Annotated in this window: 20 protein-coding genes; all 20 read right to left on the reverse strand. The window is 72.1% G+C overall.

What is annotated here, in order from left to right; translation table 11 throughout:
* Window positions 1–461: 461 nt before the first annotated feature.
* Window positions 462–1064, reverse strand: coding sequence for a DNA-3-methyladenine glycosylase (locus ACZDWJ_RS18170; protein ID WP_463523320.1), 603 nt, complete (start codon window positions 1062–1064; stop codon window positions 462–464).
* The gene (gene argH, locus ACZDWJ_RS18175) at window positions 1048–2493 is read right to left on the reverse strand and encodes an argininosuccinate lyase (RefSeq protein WP_463523322.1); all 1446 of its coding nucleotides are present in this window, start codon (window positions 2491–2493) and stop codon (window positions 1048–1050) included. The genes ACZDWJ_RS18170 and argH overlap by 17 nt, the downstream gene beginning before the upstream one ends.
* Window positions 2493–3926, reverse strand: a complete 1434-nt coding sequence (gene argG, locus ACZDWJ_RS18180) for an argininosuccinate synthase (protein WP_463523324.1) — start codon at window positions 3924–3926, stop codon at window positions 2493–2495. The genes argH and argG overlap by 1 nt, the downstream gene beginning before the upstream one ends.
* Before the next feature lie 56 nt (window positions 3927–3982).
* Entirely contained in the window at window positions 3983–4525 is a 543-nt protein-coding gene (locus ACZDWJ_RS18185; protein WP_463523326.1) for an arginine repressor, read from the reverse strand.
* Between the two features lies 1 nt (window position 4526).
* Window positions 4527–5462 carry an ornithine carbamoyltransferase gene (gene argF, locus ACZDWJ_RS18190; RefSeq protein WP_463523328.1) on the reverse strand — a complete coding sequence of 312 codons (936 nt, stop codon included), beginning with the start codon at window positions 5460–5462 and terminating at the stop codon, window positions 4527–4529.
* A gap of 2 nt (window positions 5463–5464) precedes the next feature.
* Entirely contained in the window at window positions 5465–6649 is a 1185-nt protein-coding gene (locus ACZDWJ_RS18195; RefSeq protein ID WP_463523330.1) for an acetylornithine transaminase, read from the reverse strand.
* Complete coding sequence (gene argB / locus ACZDWJ_RS18200; RefSeq protein ID WP_463523332.1) at window positions 6646–7578, reverse strand: acetylglutamate kinase; 933 nt, start codon at window positions 7576–7578, stop codon at window positions 6646–6648. The genes ACZDWJ_RS18195 and argB overlap by 4 nt, the downstream gene beginning before the upstream one ends.
* Entirely contained in the window at window positions 7575–8726 is a 1152-nt protein-coding gene (gene argJ, locus ACZDWJ_RS18205; RefSeq protein WP_463523334.1) for a bifunctional glutamate N-acetyltransferase/amino-acid acetyltransferase ArgJ, read from the reverse strand. Before argJ ends, argB begins: the two co-directional genes overlap by 4 nt.
* 50 nt (window positions 8727–8776) lie before the next feature.
* Window positions 8777–9805 carry an N-acetyl-gamma-glutamyl-phosphate reductase gene (gene argC / locus ACZDWJ_RS18210; protein ID WP_463523336.1) on the reverse strand — a complete coding sequence of 343 codons (1029 nt, stop codon included), beginning with the start codon at window positions 9803–9805 and terminating at the stop codon, window positions 8777–8779.
* A gap of 105 nt (window positions 9806–9910) precedes the next feature.
* Entirely contained in the window at window positions 9911–10270 is a 360-nt protein-coding gene (locus tag ACZDWJ_RS18215; protein WP_463523338.1) for an RNA polymerase-binding protein RbpA, read from the reverse strand.
* Window positions 10271–10400: 130 nt separating this feature from the next.
* The gene (gene secG / locus ACZDWJ_RS18220; RefSeq protein WP_463523340.1) at window positions 10401–10631 is read right to left on the reverse strand and encodes a preprotein translocase subunit SecG; all 231 of its coding nucleotides are present in this window, start codon (window positions 10629–10631) and stop codon (window positions 10401–10403) included.
* A gap of 30 nt (window positions 10632–10661) precedes the next feature.
* Window positions 10662–11453: a triose-phosphate isomerase gene (tpiA, locus tag ACZDWJ_RS18225; protein WP_463523342.1), complete on the reverse strand. Its 792-nt coding sequence runs from the start codon at window positions 11451–11453 to the stop codon at window positions 10662–10664.
* Between the two features lie 5 nt (window positions 11454–11458).
* Window positions 11459–12667 (reverse strand): phosphoglycerate kinase, encoded by a 1209-nt coding sequence (locus ACZDWJ_RS18230; RefSeq protein WP_463523344.1) that lies wholly within the window; start codon window positions 12665–12667, stop codon window positions 11459–11461.
* Between the two features lie 2 nt (window positions 12668–12669).
* Window positions 12670–13665: a type I glyceraldehyde-3-phosphate dehydrogenase gene (gene gap, locus ACZDWJ_RS18235; RefSeq protein ID WP_463523346.1), complete on the reverse strand. Its 996-nt coding sequence runs from the start codon at window positions 13663–13665 to the stop codon at window positions 12670–12672.
* Between the two features lie 171 nt (window positions 13666–13836).
* Window positions 13837–14823: a DNA-binding protein WhiA gene (gene whiA / locus ACZDWJ_RS18240; protein WP_463523348.1), complete on the reverse strand. Its 987-nt coding sequence runs from the start codon at window positions 14821–14823 to the stop codon at window positions 13837–13839.
* A gap of 73 nt (window positions 14824–14896) precedes the next feature.
* Entirely contained in the window at window positions 14897–15895 is a 999-nt protein-coding gene (locus ACZDWJ_RS18245; RefSeq protein ID WP_463523350.1) for a gluconeogenesis factor YvcK family protein, read from the reverse strand.
* A gap of 2 nt (window positions 15896–15897) precedes the next feature.
* The gene (gene rapZ / locus ACZDWJ_RS18250) at window positions 15898–16773 is read right to left on the reverse strand and encodes an RNase adapter RapZ (protein ID WP_463523352.1); all 876 of its coding nucleotides are present in this window, start codon (window positions 16771–16773) and stop codon (window positions 15898–15900) included.
* Window positions 16770–18728, reverse strand: a complete 1959-nt coding sequence (gene uvrC, locus ACZDWJ_RS18255) for an excinuclease ABC subunit UvrC (protein ID WP_463523354.1) — start codon at window positions 18726–18728, stop codon at window positions 16770–16772. Before uvrC ends, rapZ begins: the two co-directional genes overlap by 4 nt.
* Window positions 18729–18835: 107 nt before the next feature.
* Window positions 18836–19279: a Rieske (2Fe-2S) protein gene (locus ACZDWJ_RS18260; protein WP_463523356.1), complete on the reverse strand. Its 444-nt coding sequence runs from the start codon at window positions 19277–19279 to the stop codon at window positions 18836–18838.
* A gap of 123 nt (window positions 19280–19402) precedes the next feature.
* Entirely contained in the window at window positions 19403–22531 is a 3129-nt protein-coding gene (gene uvrA, locus ACZDWJ_RS18265) for an excinuclease ABC subunit UvrA (RefSeq protein WP_463523358.1), read from the reverse strand.
* Window positions 22532–22590: the final 59 nt, after the last annotated feature.

The raw sequence follows: 22590 nt of genomic DNA on the forward strand, positions 1-22590 counted from the left end.
TCCGTTGAAAAACAACACCACAACCACACCCCCAAAGAGGCACAGCCATGGAAAAAGAGCTGCCTGACAAACAAACCTGACATAGATCTTACGATCGCCAGAATCATTGTCGAAACCATCAACCATCCTCAAAGAGATGATCGACAGGGCATTCAAACTAATTCGTCGACTATCCAACACACTGTTGAGTTCTCAAACATCAGACGCTCTCCGCCGCGCTCCCTCTCGGGCCGCTGCCGGGGCAACCTGCAGAAACTTACCCGCTGCTCTCCGGCGAGTCAACTTGACGTTGGCCGCCTTCCTGCTGCGGTGCCGCACATGACGACTCGCGGTTCACCGGGGCTTCTCCGCCCCTGTCTCGCGGGCCGCTCTCGGCGACGAAGAGAAAGTTACACGGGGGTTGCGTGGGCACCAAATCGGGTGTGGTCGAGATGTGTTTGCGCAGGTCAGAGCGCTGCCGGTCAGCTTCGGCGACGCAAGGGCGCAGCCGGGCGGTACGGCGAGACCGTCCGGTCGCCGGTGATCCAGAAGCGCCAGGGCGTCTGCGCCGCTGCTCGGAGTCCGACGCGGGGACCGGTGCTGAGGGCCTCGGAGCGCAGACGATCGCCCAGCGTCAGCCGGATCCGACCGTCGGCGAGGTCGGTCCCGTCGTCATCGAGGTCGATGCCCAGGGCCCGCGTGAGGCGCGCCGGCCCGCGGGCGAGGTCGCGGTCCGCTGCCCCCGGACGACGAGATCGGGCGACGTCGAGACCGCCGATGATCTCGCCAGCGCGGATCAGCACCCCGGTGCCCTCTCCCTCGGGACCCGCCACCACGTTCGCGCACACGTGCATGCCGTAGGTGAAGTAGCAGTACAGCCGCCCTGCGGGGCCGAACATGCTCGCGTTCCGAGCGGTGCGACCGCGGAAGGCGTGCGAGCCAGGGTCGTCGGCTCCCCCGTAGGCCTCGACCTCGGTGATCCGCAGCGACACTCCCCCACACGACAGCACCGCGCCCAGCAGTCGCGGCGCCACCTCGGGCGCCGGACCGCTGAGCGCGGTGCGGAGGTCAGGAGAGTCGGGCACGCTCGCGCGCGACCCTCTCGTCGAGCTCACCGAGCTGCTCCCGGACACGGTCGGGCGCCGTGCCGCCCCGACCCGAGCGCGACGCGACCGACCCGGCGGCGGTGAGGACCTCGCGAACCCCCGGCGTCAGGCGCGGGTCGATCTCGGCGAACTGGGCGTCGGTGAGGGCGTCGAGCTCGATGCCGAGCTCCTCGCATCGCCGCACGCACGCGCCGGCGAGCTCGTGGGCGATCCGGAACGGGACGTTCTCGCGCACCAGCCACTCGGCGATGTCGGTGGCCAGCGAGAACCCCTGCGGCGCGAGCTCGGCGAGCCGCTCGCGATCGAACACGAGCGTGGCCGTCATGCCGGTGAAGGCCGGCAGCAGGACCTCGAGGGTGTCGACGGAGTCGAACACCGGCTCCTTGTCCTCCTGGAGGTCGCGGTTGTACGCCAGCGGGAGCGCCTTGAGCGTGGCGAGCAGTCCCGACAGGTTGCCGATCAGGCGCCCCGCCTTGCCGCGCGCGAGCTCGGCGATGTCGGGGTTCTTCTTCTGCGGCATGATGCTCGACCCCGTCGACCAGGAGTCGTGGAGGGTGACGAAGCGGAACTCCCGGGTCGCCCAGAGGATGACCTCCTCGGCCAGCCGGCTGACGTCCACGCCGATCTGGGCGGTCACGAAGGCGAACTCGGCGACGAAGTCGCGCGCGGCGGTGCCGTCGATGGAGTTGGCGGTCGACCCGCTGAAGCCGAGGTCGGCGGCCACCAGCGTCGGGTCCAGGCCCAGGCTCTGCCCGGCCAGCGCCCCGGAGCCGTAGGGCGAGTCGGCGCCGACGCGGGCGTCCCAGTCGGCGAGGCGGTCGACGTCGCGCAGCAGCGGCCACGCGTGCGCCAGCAGATGGTGGGCGAGCAACACCGGCTGCGCGTGCTGGAGGTGCGTGCGCCCCGGCATCACCGTGGGCGGCGTCGTCGCATCACCGAGGTGCTCGCGGGCCTGGCCGGCGAGGACGTCGACGAGGTCGAGCACATGGCCAGCGATGACGCGGGCGTGGTCGCGCAGGAAGACCTTGAACAGCGTCGCGATCTGGTCGTTGCGGCTGCGCCCGGCGCGCAGTCGACCGCCCACCTCGGGGCCGACCTCCTCGAGGAGCAGGCGCTCGAGAGCCCCGTGGACGTCCTCGTCGGTCGGGTCCGGACACAGCGCGCCGGAGGCGAACCGCTCCCCCAGCACGTCGAGCCCGCGGACGAGCTCGGCGTGGTCGTCGTCGGTGAGCAGCCCGGCCCGGTGCAGCGCGGCCGCGTGCGCCCTCGACCCCGCGAGGTCGTAGGGCGTCAGACGCCAGTCGAAGTGCGTCGAGCGCGAGAGCGCGTCGAGCTCCGGGCTCGGGCCGCCCGCGAACCGGCCGCCCCAGAGCTTGCCGGTGTTCGTGGTCTCCAGTGCCTCGTCCATCAGTCGGTGCCGAACTCCATGGCGGCGGCGTCGAGCGCCTCGTCGCCGGTGCCGTCGCCGAGCTGGGTGTTCTCCGCGATCCGGTTGGCGCCGCCCGGCTCGATCTCGCCGAACAGGGTGCCGTTCTCGACCAGGATCTGGCCCTGGTCGAGCGGCTGACCGGCGTAGGCCTCGAGCTTGGCGCGCGAGTCGGCGATGTCGAGGTTGCGCATGGTGAGCTGGCCGATGCGGTCCAGCGGACCGAATGCGGCGTTCTCGGTGCGCTCCATCGAGAGCTTGTCGGGGTGGTAGGAGAAGCCCTCGCCCAGCGTCGAGAGGACCGTGTAGTCCTCGCCGCGGCGCAGGCGCAGCGTCACCTCGCCGCTGACCAGCGAGGCCACCCAGCGCAGCAGGCCCTCGCGGATCATCAGCGCCTGCGGGTCGAGCCAGCGGCCCTCGTAGAGCAGCCGGCCGAGCTTGCGGCCCTCGTTGTGGTACTGCGCGACGGTGTCCTCGTTGTGGATGGCGTTGAGGAGCCGCTCATAGGCGATCCAGAGCAGCGCCATGCCCGGCGCCTCGTAGATGCCGCGCGACTTGGCCTCGATGATGCGGTTCTCGATCTGGTCGGACATGCCCAGGCCGTGACGCCCGCCGACGGCGTTGGCCTCCATGACGAGGGCGACGGGGTCGGGGAAGCGCTGACCGTTGATGGCGACCGGGCGTCCGGCCTCGAAGCGGATGCGGACGTCCTCGGCGTCGATCTGCACGGCCGGGTCCCAGAACCGCACGCCCATGATCGGCTCGACGGTCTCGAGGGAGACGTCGAGGTGCTCGAGGGTCTTGGCCTCGTGCGTGGCGCCCCAGATGTTGGCGTCGGTGGAGTAGGCCTTCTCCTGGGAGTCGCGGTAGGGCAGGTCGTGCTCGACGAGCCACTGGCTCATCTCGGCGCGGCCGCCCAGCTCGCTGACGAAGTCGGGGTCGAGCCAGGGCTTGTAGATGCGCAGGTCGGGGTTGGCGAGCAGGCCGTAGCGGTAGAACCGCTCGATGTCGTTGCCCTTGAAGGTCGAGCCGTCGCCCCAGATGTCGACGCCGTCCTCGTGCATGGCGCGCACCAGCATCGTCCCGGTGACGGCACGGCCCAGCGGCGTCGTGTTGAAGTAGGCGCGGCCGCCGGAGCGGATGTGGAAGGCGCCGCACGCGATGGCCGACAGGCCCTCCTCGACCAGCTGACGGCGGCAGTCGACCGCGCGGGCGATCTCGGCGCCGTACTGCAGCGCGCGCGCCGGGACGCCGGAGATGTCCGGCTCGTCGTACTGGCCGATGTCGGCGGTGTAGGTGCACGGGACGGCGCCCTTGTCGCGCATCCAGGCGACGGCGACGGAGGTGTCGAGTCCGCCGGAGAACGCGATGCCGACGCGCTCGCCCTGGGGCAGCGTGGTGAGGACCTTGCTCACGGATGTTCCTAACTTCGAGTCGTGGCCCGGGGGCCGGTGGGTTCGGGGGACGCCGGTCAGACCGGCGTCGCGACGTCGGGTGGGGGTTCGTGGTGGTCGGCGAGCTCGGTGAGCCGCCGGGCGAGGTCGTCGCCGCCGGCGGCGTCGCGACCGATGAGGAGGACGGTGTCGTCGCCGGCGATGGTGCCGAGCACCTCGGCGAGGTCGGCCTTGTCGAGGGCCGAGGCGAGGAACTGCGCGGCACCCGGCGGCGTGCGCAGGACGACGAGGTTGGCGCTGGCCTCCGCGGAGACCAGCAGCTCGCCCAGCAGGCGGGCCAGCCGTCCGCGGGCCGCCGCGGAGTCGACCGGGACGGCCGGACGACGATCGCCGCCCTCGCCCGGCACGGCGTACACGAGGGCGCCCGAGGCCGCGCGCACCTTGACGGCGTCGAGCTCGACGAGGTCGCGGGAGAGGGTCGCCTGGGTGACCCGCACCCCGCTCTCGGCGAGCAGGACCGCGAGCTCGCCCTGGCTGTGCACCTCATGCTGGCCCACGAGCTCGACGATGAGCTGGTGGCGGGCCTGCTTGGTGGTGGGGCGCAGTGCGAACTCCGACATCTCAGGCTCCCCGCTGCCGCTCGTCGAGCAGCCAGGCGAGCACGGCCTTCTGCACGTGGAGGCGGTTCTCGGCCTCGTCCCAGACGACGCTGCGCGGTCCGTCGAGCACCTCGGCCGCGATCTCCTTGCCGCGGTAGGCGGGCAGGCAGTGCAGCACGATGGCGTCGTCGGCGGCGTGGGCGAGCAGCTCGGCCGTGAGCGACCAGGGCCCGAAGACGGCCTCGCGCTCGGCGGCCTCGTCCTCCTTGCCCATCGAGATCCAGGTGTCGGTGACGACGACGTCGGCGCCGGCGACCGCCGCGACCGGGTCCGCGACGATCGTGGCCGAGCCACCCGTCGTCGCGCCGATGGCGTCGGCGCGGGCGAACATCGCGGCGTCGGGGACGTAGCCGTCCGGCCCGCTCAGCCGCACGTGCATCCCGGCGGTGGTGCCGGCCAGCAGCCAGGAGTTGCCCATGTTGCAGGCGGCGTCGCCGAGGAAGGCGACCGTGAGCCCGGCCAGGGTGCCCCTGTGCTCGCGGACCGTGAGCAGGTCGGCGAGCAGCTGGCACGGGTGGTAGTCGTCGGTGAGCGCGTTGACCACCGGGACGCCCGCGTGCTCGGCCATCTGCTCGAGCCGCTCCTGGGCGTAGGTGCGCCACACCACCGCCGCGACCTGGCGGCCGAGGACGTGCGCGACGTCGGAGACCGACTCGCGGACGCCGATGCCGGCGAGGGCGCCGTCGATGAGCAGCGGGTGACCGCCGAGGTCGGCGACGCCGACGCCGAAGCTGACCTGGGTGCGCAGCGTCGGCTTGTCGAAGATCAGCGCGACCGACGCCGGGCCGGCCAGCGGCTGCTGGGAGTACGGCGCGGACTTCAGCTCGGCCGCGAGGTCGAGCAGGTGCGCCTGCTCGGCGGGGCTGAGGTCGTCGTCGGCGAGGAGATGACGGGGCATGCTCACACCCCCGCCGCGTCGAGGATGCCCGGCCAGGCCGCGAGCAGCTCGGCGACGTCGTCGTCGGTGAGGACGTACGGCGGCGCCAGGCGGATGCGGCTGGGCGTGGGCGCGTTGACGATGAAGCCGGCCGCCTGAGCGGCGTCGACGACCTTCGCGGCGGTCTCGCTGACGAGGTCGAGGCCGATCAGCAGGCCGTGCCCGCGGACCTCGGTGACGCGTGCGTCGGCGGCCAGACCGGCGCGGATGCGCTCCCCCAGCTCGTCGATGCGCGCCAGGAGGCCGTCCTCCTCGATCGTCCGCAGGACGGCGAGGGCCGCGGCGCACGCGAGCGGGTTGCCGCCGAAGGTGGTGCCGTGGTTGCCGGGCTCGAACAGCTCGGCCGCGCGGCCGATGCCGATGACCGCCCCGATCGGCACGCCGCCGCCGAGGCTCTTGGCCAGGGTGACGACGTCGGGGACGACGCCCTCGGCGATCGCGGGGTGCTGGTGGGCGAACCAGGCGCCGGTGCGTCCGGTGCCGCTCTGGACCTCGTCGAACCACAGCAGCGCGCCGCGCTCCTCGGTGATCCTGCGGGCCGCGGCGAGGTAGCCCGGCGGCGCCACGACGACGCCGGCCTCGCCCTGGATGGGCTCGAGGACGACGGCCGCCGTGTGCTCGGTGACGGCGGCCGCCAGCGCGTCGGCGTCGCCGAAGGGCACGAAGGTGACCTCGCCCGGCAGCGGCTCGAAGGGCGCCCGGTAGGCCTGCTTGGAGGTGAGCGCGAGAGCGCCCATCGTCCGACCGTGGAAGGCGCCCTCGGCCGCGACGACGTGCGTGCGGCCGGTGCGGCGGGTGAGCTTGAAGGCGCCCTCGTTGGCCTCGGCGCCGGAGTTGGCGAGGAAGACCCGGCCCGGGGCGTCGAGATGACGCAGCAGGGTCTCGGCGAGCTCGACCTGCTGGGGCGTGGTGAAGAGGTTCGAGACGTGGACCAGGCTGGCGACCTGCTCCGCGACGGCCTTCGTCAGCGCGGGGTGGCCGTGGCCGAGGGAGTTGACCGCGATGCCGCCGAGGAGATCGAGGTAGGCCTTGCCGTCGGCGTCCCAGACCCGGGCGCCCTCGCCCCGGACCAGCGCGAGACGCGGGGGGCCGAAGGTGTTCATGAGCGAGGCGGAGTACCGCTCGCCGTAGGTGGGCCGGCTGGTCACTTGGCCACCGCCTTCGACCGCGCGGTGCGGATCTTGGTCTGGACGCCGGGGAGCACCTGGGTGCCGACTCCCTCGTCGGTGAAGAGCTCGAGGAGCACCGCGTGCGGCTCGCGACCGTCGACCACGGTGGCGCGCGGGACGCCACTCTGCACCGCCTGCAGGCACGCGGTCATCTTCGGCACCATGCCGGCGGCCAGCGTCGGGATGAGCTCGGCGAGCGCCTGCGGGCTGATCTCGTAGATGACGTCGTCGCTGTGGGGGAAGTCGCGGTAGAGCCCCTCGACGTCGGTGAGGACGAGGAGCTTCTCGGCGCCCAGCGCCACCGCCAGGGCGGACGCGGCGGTGTCGGCGTTGACGTTGTGCACCAGGCCGCGCTCGTCAGGAGCGACGCTGGAGACGACCGGGATGCGGCCGGCCTCGATGAGGTCCTGGACGGCCTCGGGCCGCACCTGCTTGACCTCGCCGACCAGTCCGAGGTCGACCTCCTCGCCGTCGACCACGGTGTTGGTGGGCTCGGCGGTGAACAGCCCGGCGTCCTCGCCGGAGAGGCCGACGGCCAGTGGACCGTGCTCGTTGATGAGCCCGACCAGCTCGCGCTGCACCTGGCCGACCAGCACCATCCGGACGACGTCCATGGCCTCGGGCGTGGTGACCCGCAGGCCGCCGCGGAACTCCGACTCGATGCCGAGCTTGTCGAGCATCTGGGAGATCTGCGGACCGCCGCCGTGGACCACGACGGGCTTGAAGCCCGCGAAGCGCAGGAAGGCGATGTCCTCGGCGAAGGCGCGCTTGAGGGACTCGTCGGTCATGGCGTTGCCGCCGTACTTCACCACCACGACCTTGCCGTGGTAGCGCTTGAGCCACGGCAGCGCGCCCGCGAGGACGTGGGCCTTGGCGGGGTCGGCGGGCTGGAGTTCGCTGAAGATCATGAGCTGTAGGCGCTGTTCTCGTGGACGTAGGCGTGGGTGAGGTCGTTGGTCCACACGGTGGCCCGCGCGTCCCCGGACTTGAGGTCGATCGTGACGGTGACCTCGCGCGGCGTCAGGTCGACGCGGGCGGGGTCCTCGTGCGGGGTGGAGGCCCGGCAGACCCAGACGCCGTTGATGGCGACGTCGAGGTCGGCGGGGTCGAAGACGGCGTCGGTGGTGCCGATGGAGGCCAGCACGCGCCCCCAGTTGGGGTCCTTGCCGAAGACCGCGGCCTTGAAGAGGTTGCTGCGGGCGACGCTGCGGCCGACCGCGACCGCGTCGTCCTCCGAGGCCGCGCCCAGGGTGGTGATGGCGATCTCGTGGTCGGCGCCCTCGGCGTCGGCGAGCAGCTGCATCGCCAGGTCGGTGCAGGCCTGGGTGAGCGCGGCGGTGAAGTCCTCCAGCGGCGGGGTGATGCCCGACGCGCCGCTGGCCAGCAGCGTCACGGTGTCGTTGGTGGACATGCAGCCGTCGGAGTCGAGCCGGTCGAAGGAGACCCGGGTGGCGGCGCGCAGCGCGACGTCGAGGTCCGCGGCCGGCACCACGGCGTCGGTGGTGAGGACCACCAGCATCGTGGCCAGCTGCGGCGCGAGCATCCCCGCGCCCTTGGCCATGCCGCCGATCGACCAGCCGGCGCCCTCGACGACGACCTGCTTGCTCACCGAGTCGGTGGTCATGATCGCCTCGGCGGCCTGCGTGCCGCCGTCGTCGCTGAGCCCGGAGCTCACGGCGTCGACGCCGTCGAGGAGCGACTGGCGATCGTTGGCCAGGCCGATGAGCCCGGTGGAGCAGACGACGACGTCGATCGCGCCGATGCCGAGGCGCTCGGCGACGCGCTCGGCCACCGCATGGGTGGTCTGGAAGCCGTCGGCGCCGGTGTAGCAGTTCGCGCCGCCGGAGTTGAGGACGACCGCGCGCACGACGCCGTCCTTGACGACCTCCTGGCTCCAGAGCACCGGGTTGGCCTTGCAGCGGTTGCTGGTGAAGACCGAGGCGGAGTCGTGGGTGGGGCCGTCGTTGACGACGAGGGCGAGGTCCTTCGCGCCGGTGGACTTCAGTCCGGCGGCGACGCCGTGGGCCCGGAAGCCCTGCGGGTGGGTGATGGTCATGGGAGTGCCTGTCTGTGGCGGAGTCTGCGTCAGGTGGGGCGGGGCCGGCGTCAGGGCGCCAGGCCGACCGCGCTGAGGCCCGTGGTCTCGGGGAGGCCCAGGGCCAGGTTCATGCACTGGATCGCGCCGCCGGCCGTGCCCTTCGCGAGGTTGTCCACGACGCCGACGGCGATGAGTCGTCGGGCGCGGGTGTCGACCGCGACCTGCACGTGCACGGCGTTCGAGCCGATCACCGACTGGGTCTGGGGCCACTGGCCCGCGGGCAGGACGTGCACGAACGGCTCGTCGGCGTAGGCCGCCCGGTAGGCGCCGTGGGCCTGCTCGGTGGTGAGGTCGGCGTCGACCAGCGCAGCGCTGACCGTGGCCAGGATCCCGCGCGGCGTCGGCGCGAGCACGGGCGTGAAGCTGACCCCGACCTGCTGGTCGGTGAGACCGGCCAGGTTCTGGGCGATCTCCGGGGTGTGCCGGTGGGTGGTGACGCCGTAGGCGCTGAGGTTGCCCATCACCTCGCTGCCCAGCAGGTGGGGCTTGGCGGCCTTGCCTGCCCCGCTGGTGCCGCTGGCCGCGACCACCACGACGTCGGGGGCGACGAGGCCGGCCGCGACCGCCGGGGCGATGGTCAGCGTCGAGACCGTCGGATAGCAGCCGGGGACGGCGATCCGCCGTGCGCCGACGAGCGCATCGCGCTGGCCGGGCAGCTCGGGCAGGCCGTAGGGCCAGGTGCCGGCGTGCTCGCCGCCGTAGTAGGCCGCCCACTCGCCGGCGTCCTGGAGCCGGAAGTCGGCGCCGCAGTCGATGACGACCACGTCGTCGCCCAGCTCGGCGGCCACCGCGCCGGACTGACCGTGCGGAAGCGCGAGGAAGACGACGTCGTGACCGGAGAGGACCTCGGTGGTGGTCGGCTCGAGCACGCGATCGGCCAGCGGCACCAGGTGCGGCTGCAGCGCGCCCAGCGTCTGCCCGGCGTTGGAGGCGCCCGTCAACGCGCCGATCTCGACGTCCGGGTGGCCGAGGAGCAGCCGGAGCAGCTCTCCCCCGGCGTAGCCGCTGGCGCCGGCGATGGCGATCCGCGTGGTCATGTGCATGACTATACACGTCATTGCATAGTGACGCGGGCGCAGTTTCATCGGTCAGCCGATGAAGCTTCTCGCGGGCCCGCTGCATACGGCAGGCCCGCGACCAGGTCAGAAGATCAGGTCGCCGGACTTGCGGCGGGAGCGGAGCAGGGAGAGGGCCTCGTCGAGGATCTCCTGGGCCTCCTGGTCGGAGCGGCGCTCCTTCACGTAGGCCAGGTGGGTCTTGTAGGGCTCGATCTTCGGCGCCGGCGGGGCGTTCTCGGAGTCACGACCCGCGGGGAGGCCGCACTTGGGGCAGTCCCAGGAGTCGGGCACCTGGGCCTCGACGGAGAAGGTGACGACCGAGCGGTGCTCGTTGGAGCAGAAGTAGCTCACGGCCTGCCGGGGCGCGGCCTCGCCGCGCTCGGCCTCACCCATCGGACCGGCTCCGACGCGGCTGCCGCGAATCGCATTGCCTCCACCAGCCATGGTGAGGTCTCCTCAGCGTTGTGCCCGACCGGTGGGGCCGGTCGGGTCGGGGGTTGTGGGGGTTCCCGACGCCGTCGTCGGAGGGTGCGAGGGAACGGGCGCCGTCCCCGCGGGGACGGCGCCCGATCTCTCAGTAGGCCTTGAGGAGGCCCATCGCGATCACGCAGGCGAACCAGATGATGCCGATGCCGACCGTGAGGCGGTCGAGGTTGCGCTCGGCCACCGACGAGCCGCCCAGCGAGCTGGACACACCGCCGCCGAACATGTCGGAGAGGCCTCCGCCACGACCCTTGTGCAGCAGCACGAGGAGGATCATGAGCAGACTCGCGGCGATCAGGACGATCGTGATGAGCAGTTCCACGTCGGGGATCCTATGTCACCGATCGCCCGGTCAGAGCGTCGGCATGGCGTAGAACCGGCAGATGCCGCCGAACTCGTCGGCCTGCAGGCTCGCGCCGCCCACCAGCGCACCGTCGACGTCGGGCTTCTCCATGATCCCGGCGACGTTGGCGGCCTTCACCGAGCCGCCGTAGAGGATGCGCAGCCCCGCGGCGGCCTCGGCCCCGTGGGTCTCGACGATGCGCTCGCGAATCGCGGCGCACACCTCCTGGGCGTCCTCGGGCGTGGCGACCTCGCCGGTGCCGATCGCCCAGACGGGCTCGTAGGCGACGACGAGGCCGGCGACCTGCTCGGCGGTGAAGCCCGCCAGCGAGCCGTCGACCTGCGCCAGGGTGTAGGACACGTGCTCGCCGGCCTTGCGGACCTCGAGGCCCTCGCCGACGCACACGATCGGCGTCATGCCGTCGCCGAGGGCGCGGTGGGCCTTGGCGTTGACGACCGCGTCGTCCTCGCCGTGGTACTCGCGACGCTCGGAGTGGCCGACGACGACGTAGGAGCAGCCGAGCTTGGCGAGCATCCCCGAGGAGATCTCGCCGGTGTAGGCGCCCGACTCGTGCACCGAGACGTCCTGGGCGCCGTACTTCACCGGCAGGCGGTCGCCGTCGACGAGGGTCTGCACCGAGCGCAGGTCGGTGAACGGCGGGATCACGACGACCTCGGCGAGGCCGAAGTCGTGCTTCTTGTCCTGCAGCGTCCAGGCGAGCTTCTGCACCAGGTGCACGGCCTCCTGGTGGTTGAGGTTCATCTTCCAGTTGCCCGCCATCAGCGGGGTGCGGGTGCTCATCTCGCTCAGCCCTCCAGGACCGTGATGCCCGGGAGCTCCTTGCCCTCCAGGTACTCCAGGGAGGCGCCGCCGCCGGTGGAGATGTGGCCGAAGGCCGCCTCGTCGAAGCCGAGGGTGCGGACCGCGGCGGCGGAGTCGCCACCGCCGACGACCGAGAGGCCGTCGTGGTCGCGGGTGCGCGTGAGCGCCTCCGCGACGGCCCGGGTGCCGTCGGAGAACTGCGGCACCTCGAAGACGCCCATCGGGCCGTTCCAGAACACCGTCTGCGCGTCCGCGAGCGCGGCGGCGAAGTCGGCGGCGGAGGCGGGACCGATGTCGAGGCCCAGCGCGTCGGCCGGGATCTCCGAGGCGGGGACGACCCGCGGCTGCGGGGTGCGTTCGCCGGCCGGGAACTCGGTGTCGACGACGATGTCGCCGGGCAGCAGGATCTGCACGCCCGACTCCTCCGCGCGCCGCAGGTACTCGCGGCAGACGTCGAGCTGGTCCTCCTCGAGGAGGCTCTTGCCGACCTCGTGGCCCTGGGCCTTGAGGAAGGTGAAGACCATGCCGCCGCCGATGAGCAGGCGGTCGGCCTTCTCCAGCAGGTTGTCGATGACGCCGAGCTTGTCGGAGACCTTGGAGCCGCCGAGCACGACGGCATAGGGCCGCGCCGGCTCGTCGGTGAGGCGACGCAGGACGTCGATCTCGGTGCTCACGAGGGTGCCCATGGCGTGCGGCAGCAGCTGGGCGACGTCGTAGACGCTGGCCTGCTTGCGGTGCACGACGCCGAAGCCGTCGGAGACGAACGCGTCGGCCAGCTCGGCCAGACGCCGGGCGAACTCGGCCCGCTCGGCGTCGTCCTTGCTGGTCTCGCCGGCGTTGAAGCGGACGTTCTCGAGCAGGGCGACGTCGCCGTCGGCCAGCTTCTCGACCGTCTCGTGGGCCGACTCGCCGACGGTGTCGCCGGCGAAGGCGACGTCGCGGCCGAGCAGCTCGCCCAGGCGGGAGGCGACCGGAGCCAGCGAGTAGCGCTCCTCGGGCGCGCCCTTCGGGCGACCGAGGTGCGCGACCACCACCACCCGCGCGCCCGCCTCGGCGAGCGCACGGATGGTGGGGACGCTGGCGCGGATGCGCCCGTCGTCGGTGATGCGGCCGCCGTCGAGCGGCACGTTGAGGTCGGAGCGGACCAGGACCCGCTTGCCCTGGACCTCTCCCAGACCGGCGTACTCCCCCACGGTCAGAGGGTCTCGCCGACGTAGCCGATGAGGTCGACGAGGCGGTTGGAGTAGCCCCACTCGTTGTCGTACCAGCCTGCGACCTTGACCTGGTTGCCGATGACCTTGGTCAGCGGCGCGTCGAAGACGCACGACGCGGAGTCGGTGACGATGTCGGTGGAGACGATCGGCGCGGTGGAGTACTTGAGGATCTTGCCGTCGGCCGCGGCCTTGACCGCCTCGTTGACCTCCTCGACCGAGGTCTCGCGCGAGGCCTCGAAGGAAAGGTCGGTGAGCGAGCCGGTCGGGGTGGGGACCCGCAGGGCGTAGCCGTCGAGCTTGCCCTTGAGCTCGGGGAGCACCAGGCCGATGGCCTTCGCCGCACCGGTGGAGGTGGGGACGATGTTCAGGGCGGCGGCGCGGGCCCGACGCAGGTCCTTATGGATGTTGTCCTGCAGGTTCTGGTCGGCGGTGTAGGCGTGGATGGTGGTCATCAGGCCCTTGTTGATGCCGATGGCGTTGTTGAGCGCCTTGGCCATCGGCCCCAGGCAGTTGGTGGTGCACGACGCGTTGGAGATGACGGTGTGGGCCGTCGGGTCGTACTGGGTGTGGTTGACGCCCATGACGACGGTGATGTCCTCGTTGGAGGCCGGCGCGGAGATGATGACCTTCTTCGCACCGGCGTCGACGTGGGCCTTGGCCTTGGTCGCGTCGGTGAAGAAGCCGGTGGACTCGACGACGACGTCGACGCCGAGGTCGCCCCAGGCCAGGTTGCCGGGCTCGCGCTCGGAGGTGACCTTGATGGTGCGGCCGTCGACGACGATGGCGTCGTCGGTGGCCTCGACCTCGGAGCCGAGGCGGCCCAGGATGGAGTCGTACTTGAGCAGGTGCGCGAGCACCTGGTTGTCGGTGAGGTCGTTGATGCCCACGATCTCGACGTCGGCGCCCGAGGCGGCGACCGCCCGGAAGAAGTTGCGGCCGATCCGACCGAAGCCGTTGATGCCTACACGAACGGTCACTGCTGCTCCTGCTCTTTCCCCGCGGCGGGGGCTCGGGTCACTTCCGCGGTGACCCTATCGCCTCGGACGGGTGCGCCCGGGGCGGTGTCCCGACGTACGTGCGGGTAACCCTGGTCACGCCGACGAGCCGTCCTGCGACGGCGCGGCCTCGGCGCTGGGGCGAAGCCGGATCTAGGCGTCGTCGCCGAGCAGGTCGGGGGTCAGGGACGCCTCGGTGTCCGGGATGCCGAGGTCCTCGGCCCGCTTGTCGGCCATGGCGAGGAGCCGGCGGATGCGCCCGGCGATGGCGTCCTTGGTGAGCACGGGGTCATGGAGCTGGCCGAGCTCCTCGAGGCTGGCCTGCTTGTGCTCCAGGCGCAGGGCGCCGGCCATCTTGAGGTGGTCGGGGACCTCCTCGCCGAGGATCTCCATCGCCCGCTCGACCCGGGCGCCGGCGGCGACGGCCGCGCGCGCCGACCGGCGCAGGTTGGCGTCGTCGAAGTTGGCCAGGCGGTTGGCGGTGGCGCGGACCTCGCGGCGCATCCGGCGCTCCTCCCACGCCAGCAGCGACTCGTGGGCGCCCAGGCGCGTGAGCAGCTGGCCGATGGCGTCGCCGTCGCGGATGACGACGCGGTCGACGCCGCGCACCTCGCGCGCCTTGGCCTGGATGCCGAGGCGGCGGGCGACGCCGACCAGGGCGAGCGCGGCCTCGGGGCCCGGGCAGGTGACCTCCAGCGAGGAGGACCGGCCGGGCTCGGTGAGCGAGCCGTGCGCGAGGAAGGCGCCGCGCCAGGCGGCGACGGCATCGCACGCGCCGCCGGTGACGACCGCCGGCGGGAGGCCGCGGACGGGGCGCCCGCGCTGGTCGAGGAGGCCGGTCTGACGCGCGAGCGACTCGCCGTCCTTGACGACGCGGACGACGTAGCGGGTGCCGCGGCGCAGGCCGTTGCCCTGGACCATCACGACCTGGGACTCGTGGCCGTAGACCTCCGCGATGTCCTTGCGCAGACGACGGGCGGCGGCGCCGGTGTCGAGGTCGGCCTCGACGACGATGCGGCCGCTCTGGATGTGCAGCCCGCCGGCGAAGCGGAGCATGGAGGCGACCTCGGCCTTGCGACAGCAGGGCTTGGTCACCTGGGTGCTCGACAGCTCCGCCTTCACCTGTGCCGTCATCGCCATGGGCCGATCCTCACACACGCGTCAATCACCCTCCGAACCGCCTCGGGAGCCCTCCGACGGCGTGTGACGCAGGTCAGTCGGCGTCGGTGAGGAGCCGCTCGAGGACGTCGGCGAGCCGCTGCGGATCGTGGCGCGCGGTGCCGTCGCCGAGGGCGACGTCGCCGAGCACCAGCCGGGCTCCGAGGGCCTTGACGGTCTGCTCGAGCTCGGCCTCGTGACCGGCCACCGAGGCGGTGTCGGCGACGACGGCGTCGATCTGGAGGTCGGGGGCGTGCTCGGCCAGGACGGCGAGGTGGTCTGAGGGCCCGAAGCCGTGGGTCTCCCCCGCCTGCTCCTCCAGGTTGAGGACGACGGCCACCCGCGCCGAGGTCGTGACCAGCGCCGTGCGCAGCGCCGGGACCATCAGGTGCGGGATGACCGAGGTGAACCAGGAGCCCGGGCCGAGGACCACCCAGTCGGCGGACTCGACGGCGGCCAGCGCCTCGGGGCACGGCTCGGGATCGGCCGGGTCGAGCTCGATGCCGGCGATGACGCCCTCGGTGCGGGCCACCTGCACCTGCCCCCGCACGGTGGTCAGGCCGTCGGGATCGGCGGGGTCGGCGCCACGGACCTGGGCGGTGATGTCCATCGGGCTCAGCGCCATCGGCAGCACGCGCCCCGCGGCACCGAGGAGGCGGCCGACGAGGTCGAGGCCCCGGACGTGGTCGCCCATCTGCTCCCACAGGGCGACGATGAGGAGGTTGCCGACGACGTGGCCGTTCATCTCGCCGTCGCCGGCGAAGCGGTGCTGGAGCACCCCGGCCCAGGTGTCGCCCCAGTCGTCGGTGCGGCACAGCGCGGCCAGCGCCATCCGCAGGTCGCCGGGCGGCAGGACGCCGAACTCGCCGCGCAGGCGGCCCGACGAGCCGCCGTTGTCGGCGACGGTGACCACGGCGGTGAGGTCGTCGACGACGAGGCGGTGCACGAGCTCGCGCAGCGCCCGCAGGCTCGCGGACAGGCCGTGCCCGCCGCCGAAGGCGACCACCGACTGCGCCCGCCCGTCCACGCGGACGTCGGGCACCGGGACCGCCACGCTCACTCCCGCCCGAGGTCGCGGTGCGTGGGGGTGGCCTCGTGCCCGAGATCGCGCAGGCGACGGGCGATCTCCTCGGTCATCGCGACGCTGCGGTGCTTGCCGCCGGTGCAGCCGATGGCCACGCGCATGAAGCGCTTGCCCTCGCGCAGGTAGCCGCCGGCGACGCCGTGCAGCACCGGGACGTAGCCGTCGAGGAACTCCTCGGCGCCGTCGCGGGAGAGGACGTACTCGGAGACCTCGGGATCGCGTCCGGTGTTCGGGCGCAGCTCGGGGATCCAGTGCGGGTTGGGCAGGAAGCGCATGTCGGCGACGAAGTCGGCGTCGACCGGGATGCCGTACTTGAAGCCGAAGCTGACGACGCGGATGCGCAGCGCGGTGGAGTCGGGCGAGCCGAAGGACTCCGCGATGCGCTTGGTGAGCTGGTGGACGTTGAGCGAGGTGGTGTCGATGACGAGGTCGGCGTCGCCGCGGAGGTCGGCGAGGACCTCGCGCTCGCGCTGCAGGCCGTCGAGCAGGCGACCGGAGCCCTGGAGCGGGTGGGGCCGGCGGGCGGCCTCCTGGCGGCGCACCAGGACGTCGTCGGAGGCCTCGAGGAAGACCAGGGTGGCGTCGCGGCCGGTGGCGCCCTGGGCGAGGTTGGCCTGCAGGGAGCCGAAGAACGAGCCCGAGCGGACGTCGACGACCACGGCGATCGGCTGGGCCACGCCACGGCTCTCGTCGACGAGCCGCACGACGTCGCGCAGCAGGCTCGGCGGGAGGTTGTCGACGACGTAGTAGCCGAGGTCCTCCAGCTCCTTCGCGGCGGTGCTGCGGCCGGCGCCGGTCATGCCGGTGACGACGACCAGGGGGCCGGGGGCCTGTCCGTGCTCGCTCATGACTCCTCGATCTCGCCGGTGGCGGTGTTGACGGCGACAGTCTGACGCTTCGCCGACGCCGCGGCGACGGCGTCCTTGATGGCGACCGCGGTGCGCTCGCCGATGCCGGGCACCTGGGTGAGCTCCTCGACGCTGGCCTCGCGCAGGCGCTTGAGCGAGCCGAAGTGCTTGAGCAGGGTGCGCCGGCGCACCTCGCCGAGCCCCGGGACGTCGTCGAGGGTGCTCTCGACCATCGTGCGGCTGCGGCGCGAGCGGTGGTGGCTGATCGCGAAGCGGTGGGCCTCGTCGCGCACCCGCTGGAGGAGGTAGAGGCCCTCGGAGGTGCGCGGCAGGATGACGGGGTCCTCCTCGCCGGGCAGCCAGACCTCCTCGAGGCGCTTGGCCAGGCCGCAGATCGGGACGTCGTCGATGCCGAGCTCGTCGAGCGCCCGCTGGGCGGCCGCGACCTGGGGCGGTCCGCCGTCGACGACGACGAGGCCGGGGACGTAGGCGAACTTGCGCGGGCGGCCGGTCTCGGGATCGACGAGCATGGGGCCGGAGTCGCCCTCGACGGTGGTGGAGCGGGCCTGCTCGTCGAGGAGCCGCTTGAAGCGCCGGGTGATGACCTCGTGCATGGACGCGACGTCGTTCTGCCCGTCGACGCCCTTGATGACGAACCGGCGGTACTCGCTCTTGCGGGCCAGGCCGTCCTCGAAGACGACCATCGAGGCCACGACCTCGGTGCCCTGCAGATTGGAGACGTCGTAGCACTCGATGCGCAGCGGCGCCTCGTCGAGCTCGAGGGCCTCCTGGATCTCCTCCAGGGCCTTGCTGCGGGTGGTGAGGTCGCTGGCGCGCTTGGTCTTGTGCAGCGCGAGGGACTGGGCGGCGTTCTGCGCGACCGTCTCCTGCAGGGTGCGCTTGTCGCCGCGCTGGGGCACCCGGATCTGCACCTTCGCGCCGCGGAGGTCGGAGAGCAGCGACTCCAGCGTCGCGGCCTCGGGCGGCAGGGCCGGGACGAGGATCTCGCGCGGGATGGAGTCGGACTCCGCGGAGTAGAGCTGCAGCAGGAAGTGCTCGACGAGCTCGGCGGTCTCGCCCTCCTCGACGCGGTCGGCGACCCAGCCGCGCTGGCCGCGGATGCGGCCGCCGCGGACGTAGAACACCTGCACGGCGACCTCGAGGGGGTCCTCCGCGACGGCGATGACGTCGGCGTCGGCGCCGTCGCCGAGGACGACGGCCTGCTTCTCCAGCGCGCGGTTGAGGGCGCCGAGGTCGTCGCGCAGGCGGGCGGCCTTCTCGAAGTCGAGGGCGTCGGAGGCGGCGTACATCTGCTGCTCGATGCGGCGGATGAACGGGCGGGTCTGGCCGCCCATGAAGTCGCAGAAGTCGTCGACGATGGCCCGGTGCTGCTCGGCGTCGACCGAGCCGACGCAGGGCGCGGAGCACTTGTCGATGTAGCCGAGCAGGCACGGCCGTCCGACCTGCTGGGAGCGCTTGAAGACGCCGGCGCTGCACGAGCGCATCGGGAAGACCCGGAGCAGGATGTCGACGGTCTCGCGGATCGCCCAGGCATGGCTGTAGGGGCCGAAGTAGCGGGTGCCCTTGCGCTTGGCGCCGCGGCCGACCATCACCCGCGGGAACTCCTCGCCCACCGTGACCGCCAGCCAGGGGTAGGACTTGTCGTCGCGGTACTTGACGTTGAAGCGGGGATCGAACTCCTTGATCCAGGAGTACTCCAGCTGGAGCGCCTCGACCTCGGTGTTGACGACCGTCCACTCGACGCTGGCCGCGGTGTGGACCATCGTCTCGGTGCGCGGATGGAGGTGGGCGACGTCCTGGAAGTAGGAGGAGAGCCGGGCGCGCAGGCTCTTGGCCTTGCCGACGTAGATGACCCGACCGCGGGAGTCCCGGAACCGGTAGACGCCGGGACGGGTCGGGATCGACCCCGGTTCGGGGCGGTACGGGACGGACACGTCCTCACCCTACGGACGTCCGCCGACAACCCCGCGCAGGGGCCGTCGACGGGCGGCGCCGTCGGCTCGGTCGTCGGCTCGGTCGTCGGCTCGGTCGTCGGCTCTGCTCAGGACACCGTGATGGTGGTGCCGGACACGCTGACCTTCTTGCTGGCCAGCGGGCTGCTGGCCGGGCCCTGGGTCGGCGAGCCGTCCTCGATGGAGAACTGCGAGCCGTGGCAGGGGCAGATGATCTTGCCGTCCTCGACCTTCGACACCGGGCACCCGGTGTGGGTGCACGTGGTGGAGAAGGCCTTGAACTCGCCCTCCGTCGGCTGGGTGACGACGACCGAGTCGTCGCTGTAGATCGTGCCGCCGCCGACCTCGATGTCGGAGGTCGAGAAGGTGCCTCCCGAGCTGCCCGAGTCGCCCGATCCGGAGCCGGAGGCCCCGCTGGAGTCGGAGTCGGAGCCGCAGGCGGCGAGCACGGGCAGGGCGACGCCGATGCCGGCGGCGCCGGTGAGGGCGCGACGGCGGCTGAGCGGCGTGGGCTGGGGGTTCGACGGGGTCACGTCTTCTCCTCTCGTCCAGGGCCGATCAGCCCCGAGTGGTTGAAAGTTGACGCTACCGGGGCGGCCGCTCCGATCCGAGCCCCTCGGGATGAGAGTTCACTGTGAATGCCCGGGACGGGATCCTCAGGTGGCCGTCCTCGTCGCCGCGGTCTTCTTCGCCGCGGTCTTCTTCGCCGCGGTCTTCTTCGCTGCGGCCTTCTTCGCCGCGGTCTTCTTGGCGGCGGCCTTCTTCGTGGCGGCCTTGGTGGCGGCGGCCTTCTTGGCCTCCGCCGCCTCGGCGGCCCGCGCCGCGGCACGGGCGTTGGCGGACTGGCTGGCGGTCTGACGACGGGTGCCGCGCACGGCCGCGGGGGCGCTCTCGGCCGGGAGGAGGCCCGTCGGCTGGCTGGCCTCGCGGCCCTCGAGGAGCGGCTTGAGGAAGCGGCCGGTGTGGCTGGCGGCGACCTCGGCGATGGCCTCGGGGGTGCCCTCCGCGACCACCATGCCGCCGCCGGAGCCGCCCTCGGGACCCATGTCGACGATCCAGTCGGCGGTCTTGATGACGTCGAGGTTGTGCTCGATGACCAGCACGGTGTTGCCCTGGTCGACCAGGCGGCCGAGCACGAGGAGCAGCTTGCGGATGTCCTCGAAGTGCAGGCCGGTGGTGGGCTCGTCGAGGACGTAGACCGTGCGGCCGGTGGAGCGCTTCTGCAGCTCGGCGGCGAGCTTGACGCGCTGCGCCTCGCCGCCGGAGAGCGTGGTGGCCGGCTGGCCGAGCCGGACGTAGCCGAGACCGACCTCGACGAGGGTCTTGAGGTGACGCGCGATGGCCGGCACGGCGGCGAAGAAGTCGACGGCCTCCTCGATCGGCATGTCGAGGACCTCGGCGATGGTCTTGCCCTTGTAGTGCACCTCGAGGGTCTCGCGGTTGTAGCGCGCCCCGTGGCAGACCTCGCAGGGGACGTAGACGTCCGGGAGGAAGTTCATCTCGATCTTGATGGTGCCGTCGCCGGCGCACGCCTCGCAGCGGCCGCCCTTGACGTTAAAGGAGAACCGGCCCTGGAGGTAGCCGCGCATCTTCGCCTCGGGGGTGGCGGCGAAGAGCTTGCGGACGTGGTCGAAGACGCCGGTGTAGGTGGCCGGGTTCGAGCGCGGGGTGCGACCGATCGGCGACTGGTCGACGTGGATGACCTTGTCGACGTGCTCGAGGCCGGTGATGGCCCGATGGCGGCCGGGCAGGGTGCGGGCGTTGTAGAGCTGCTTGGCCAGCGAGGTGTAGAGGATGTCATTGACGAGCGTCGACTTGCCGGAGCCCGACACGCCTGTGACGGCGACGAAGACGCCCAGCGGGAAGGAGACGTCGACGTCGCGCAGGTTGTGCTCGCGGGCCCCGAGCACGGTGAGCTCGCGGGCCTTCGTGCGAGGGCGACGGATCTCGGGGACCGGGATCTCGCGGCGGCCCGAGAGGTACTGGCCGGTGAGGGACTCGGGGTGCTCGTAGAGCTCCTTGACCGGGCCGCTGTGCACGACGTTGCCGCCGTGCTCGCCCGCACCCGGACCGATGTCGACGACCCAGTCGGCGACGCGGATGGTGTCCTCGTCGTGCTCGACGACGATGAGGGTGTTGCCGAGCTCCTTGAGGCGCACGAGGGTCTCGATGAGGCGCTGGTTGTCGCGCTGGTGGAGGCCGATCGACGGCTCGTCGAGGACGTAGAGGACGCCGACGAGACCGGCGCCGATCTGGGTGGCCAGGCGGATGCGCTGCGCCTCGCCGCCCGACAGCGAGCCGGACGGGCGATCGAGGGAGAGGTAGTCGAGACCGACGTCGAGGAGGAACTGCAGGCGCTCCTGGATCTCCTTGAGGACGCGCTCGGCGATCTGGCGCTCGCGCTCGGAGAGCTCGAGGGTGCGCAGGTAGGCGGCGGTCTCGCTCAGCGGCCGCGAGCAGAGCTCGAAGATGTTGAGCCCGCCCTCGTCCTTGGGGCCGAGGGTGACGGCCAGCGAGACCGGCTTGAGGCGGCTGCCGCGGCACGTCGGGCAGGGCACCTCGCGCATGAAGCCCTCGAAGCGCTCGCGGCTGGTGTCGGACTCGGCCTCGCGGTGGCGGCGCTCGACGTAGGAGCGCACGCCCTCGAAGTCGGCGTAGTAGGCGCGCTCGCGGCCGTAGCGGTTGCGGGTGACGACGTGGACCCGGCTGGAGTGGCCGTCGAGGATGGAGCGCTGCGCACGGGCGGGGAGGTCCTCCCACGGCGTGTTGAGGTCGAAGCCGAGCTCCTCGCCGAGCGCGCCGAGCAGGCGCAGGAAGTAGTCGGCGATGTGGGCGTGGCTCCACGGCGCGATCGCGCCCTCGCCGAGGGTCGCGGCGGGGTTCGGGACGACGAGCTCGGCGTCGACCTCCATGCGGGTGCCGAGGCCGCTGCAGGCCGGGCAGGCACCGAAGGGGCTGTTGAAGGAGAACGAGCGCGGCTCGAGGTCGTCGGTGTCGATGGGGTGGTCGTTGGGGCAGGCCATCCGCTCGCTGAACCGCAGCTCGCGGCCGGGGTCGTCCTCGGCGAGGTCGACGAAGTCGACGACGATGAGGCCGCCGGCCAGGCCGAGGGCGGTCTCGACGGAGTCGGTGAGCCGGCGCTTGGCCGACTCCTTGACCGCCAGGCGGTCGACGACGACCTCGATGGTGTGCTTGCGCTGCTTGTCGAGCGCGGGCGGGTCGTCGAGGGTGTGGGTCTCGCCGTCGATGCGGGCGCGGGAGTAGCCCTGGCTCTGCAGCTGGCGGAGGAGGTCGACGTACTCGCCCTTGCGACCGCGGATGACCGGCGCGAGCACCTGGAAGCGGCGGCCCTCCTCCAGCGCGAGGAGGCGGTCGACGATCTGCTGCGGCGTCTGCCGCTCGATCGGGGCTCCGCAGGTGGGGCAGTGCGGACGGCCCGCGCGGGCGTAGAGCAGACGCAGGTAGTCGTAGACCTCGGTGATGGTGCCGACCGTCGAGCGCGGGTTGCGCGAGGTGGACTTCTGGTCGATCGAGACCGCCGGGCTCAGGCCCTCGATGAAGTCGACGTCGGGCTTGTCCATCTGGCCGAGGAACTGGCGGGCGTAGGCCGAGAGCGACTCGACGTAGCGCCGCTGGCCCTCGGCGAAGATGGTGTCGAAGGCCAGCGAGGACTTGCCCGAGCCCGAGAGGCCGGTGAAGACGATGAGGGAGTCGCGCGGCAGATCGAGCGAGACGTCGCGGAGGTTGTGCTCGCGCGCGCCACGGATGATCAGCTGGTCTGCCACAGGGTTCGTCCTCGGGGTCGTCGGTGCGGAGGGCCCCGCCGTGCACGGGAGGGCTACGT

Source organism: Nocardioides sp. B129/18, from assembly GCF_055282735.1.

Bases quoted from the DNA above. Each gene is read 5' to 3' on its own strand.
- tpiA (WP_463523342.1), bottom strand. From the start codon at position 11,453: ATGAGCACCCGCACCCCGCTGATGGCGGGCAACTGGAAGATGAACCTC.
- ACZDWJ_RS18215 (WP_463523338.1), bottom strand. From the start codon at position 10,270: ATGGCTGGTGGAGGCAATGCGATTCGCGGCAGCCGCGTCGGAGCCGGT.
- argC (WP_463523336.1), bottom strand. From the start codon at position 9,805: ATGACCACGCGGATCGCCATCGCCGGCGCCAGCGGCTACGCCGGGGGA.
- argB (WP_463523332.1), bottom strand. From the start codon at position 7,578: ATGATCTTCAGCGAACTCCAGCCCGCCGACCCCGCCAAGGCCCACGTC.
- argF (WP_463523328.1), bottom strand. From the start codon at position 5,462: ATGCCCCGTCATCTCCTCGCCGACGACGACCTCAGCCCCGCCGAGCAG.
- argJ (WP_463523334.1), bottom strand. From the start codon at position 8,726: ATGACCATCACCCACCCGCAGGGCTTCCGGGCCCACGGCGTCGCCGCC.
- whiA (WP_463523348.1), bottom strand. From the start codon at position 14,823: ATGGCGATGACGGCACAGGTGAAGGCGGAGCTGTCGAGCACCCAGGTG.
- ACZDWJ_RS18185 (WP_463523326.1), bottom strand. From the start codon at position 4,525: ATGTCGGAGTTCGCACTGCGCCCCACCACCAAGCAGGCCCGCCACCAG.
- rapZ (WP_463523352.1), bottom strand. From the start codon at position 16,773: ATGAGCGAGCACGGACAGGCCCCCGGCCCCCTGGTCGTCGTCACCGGC.
- argH (WP_463523322.1), bottom strand. From the start codon at position 2,493: ATGGACGAGGCACTGGAGACCACGAACACCGGCAAGCTCTGGGGCGGC.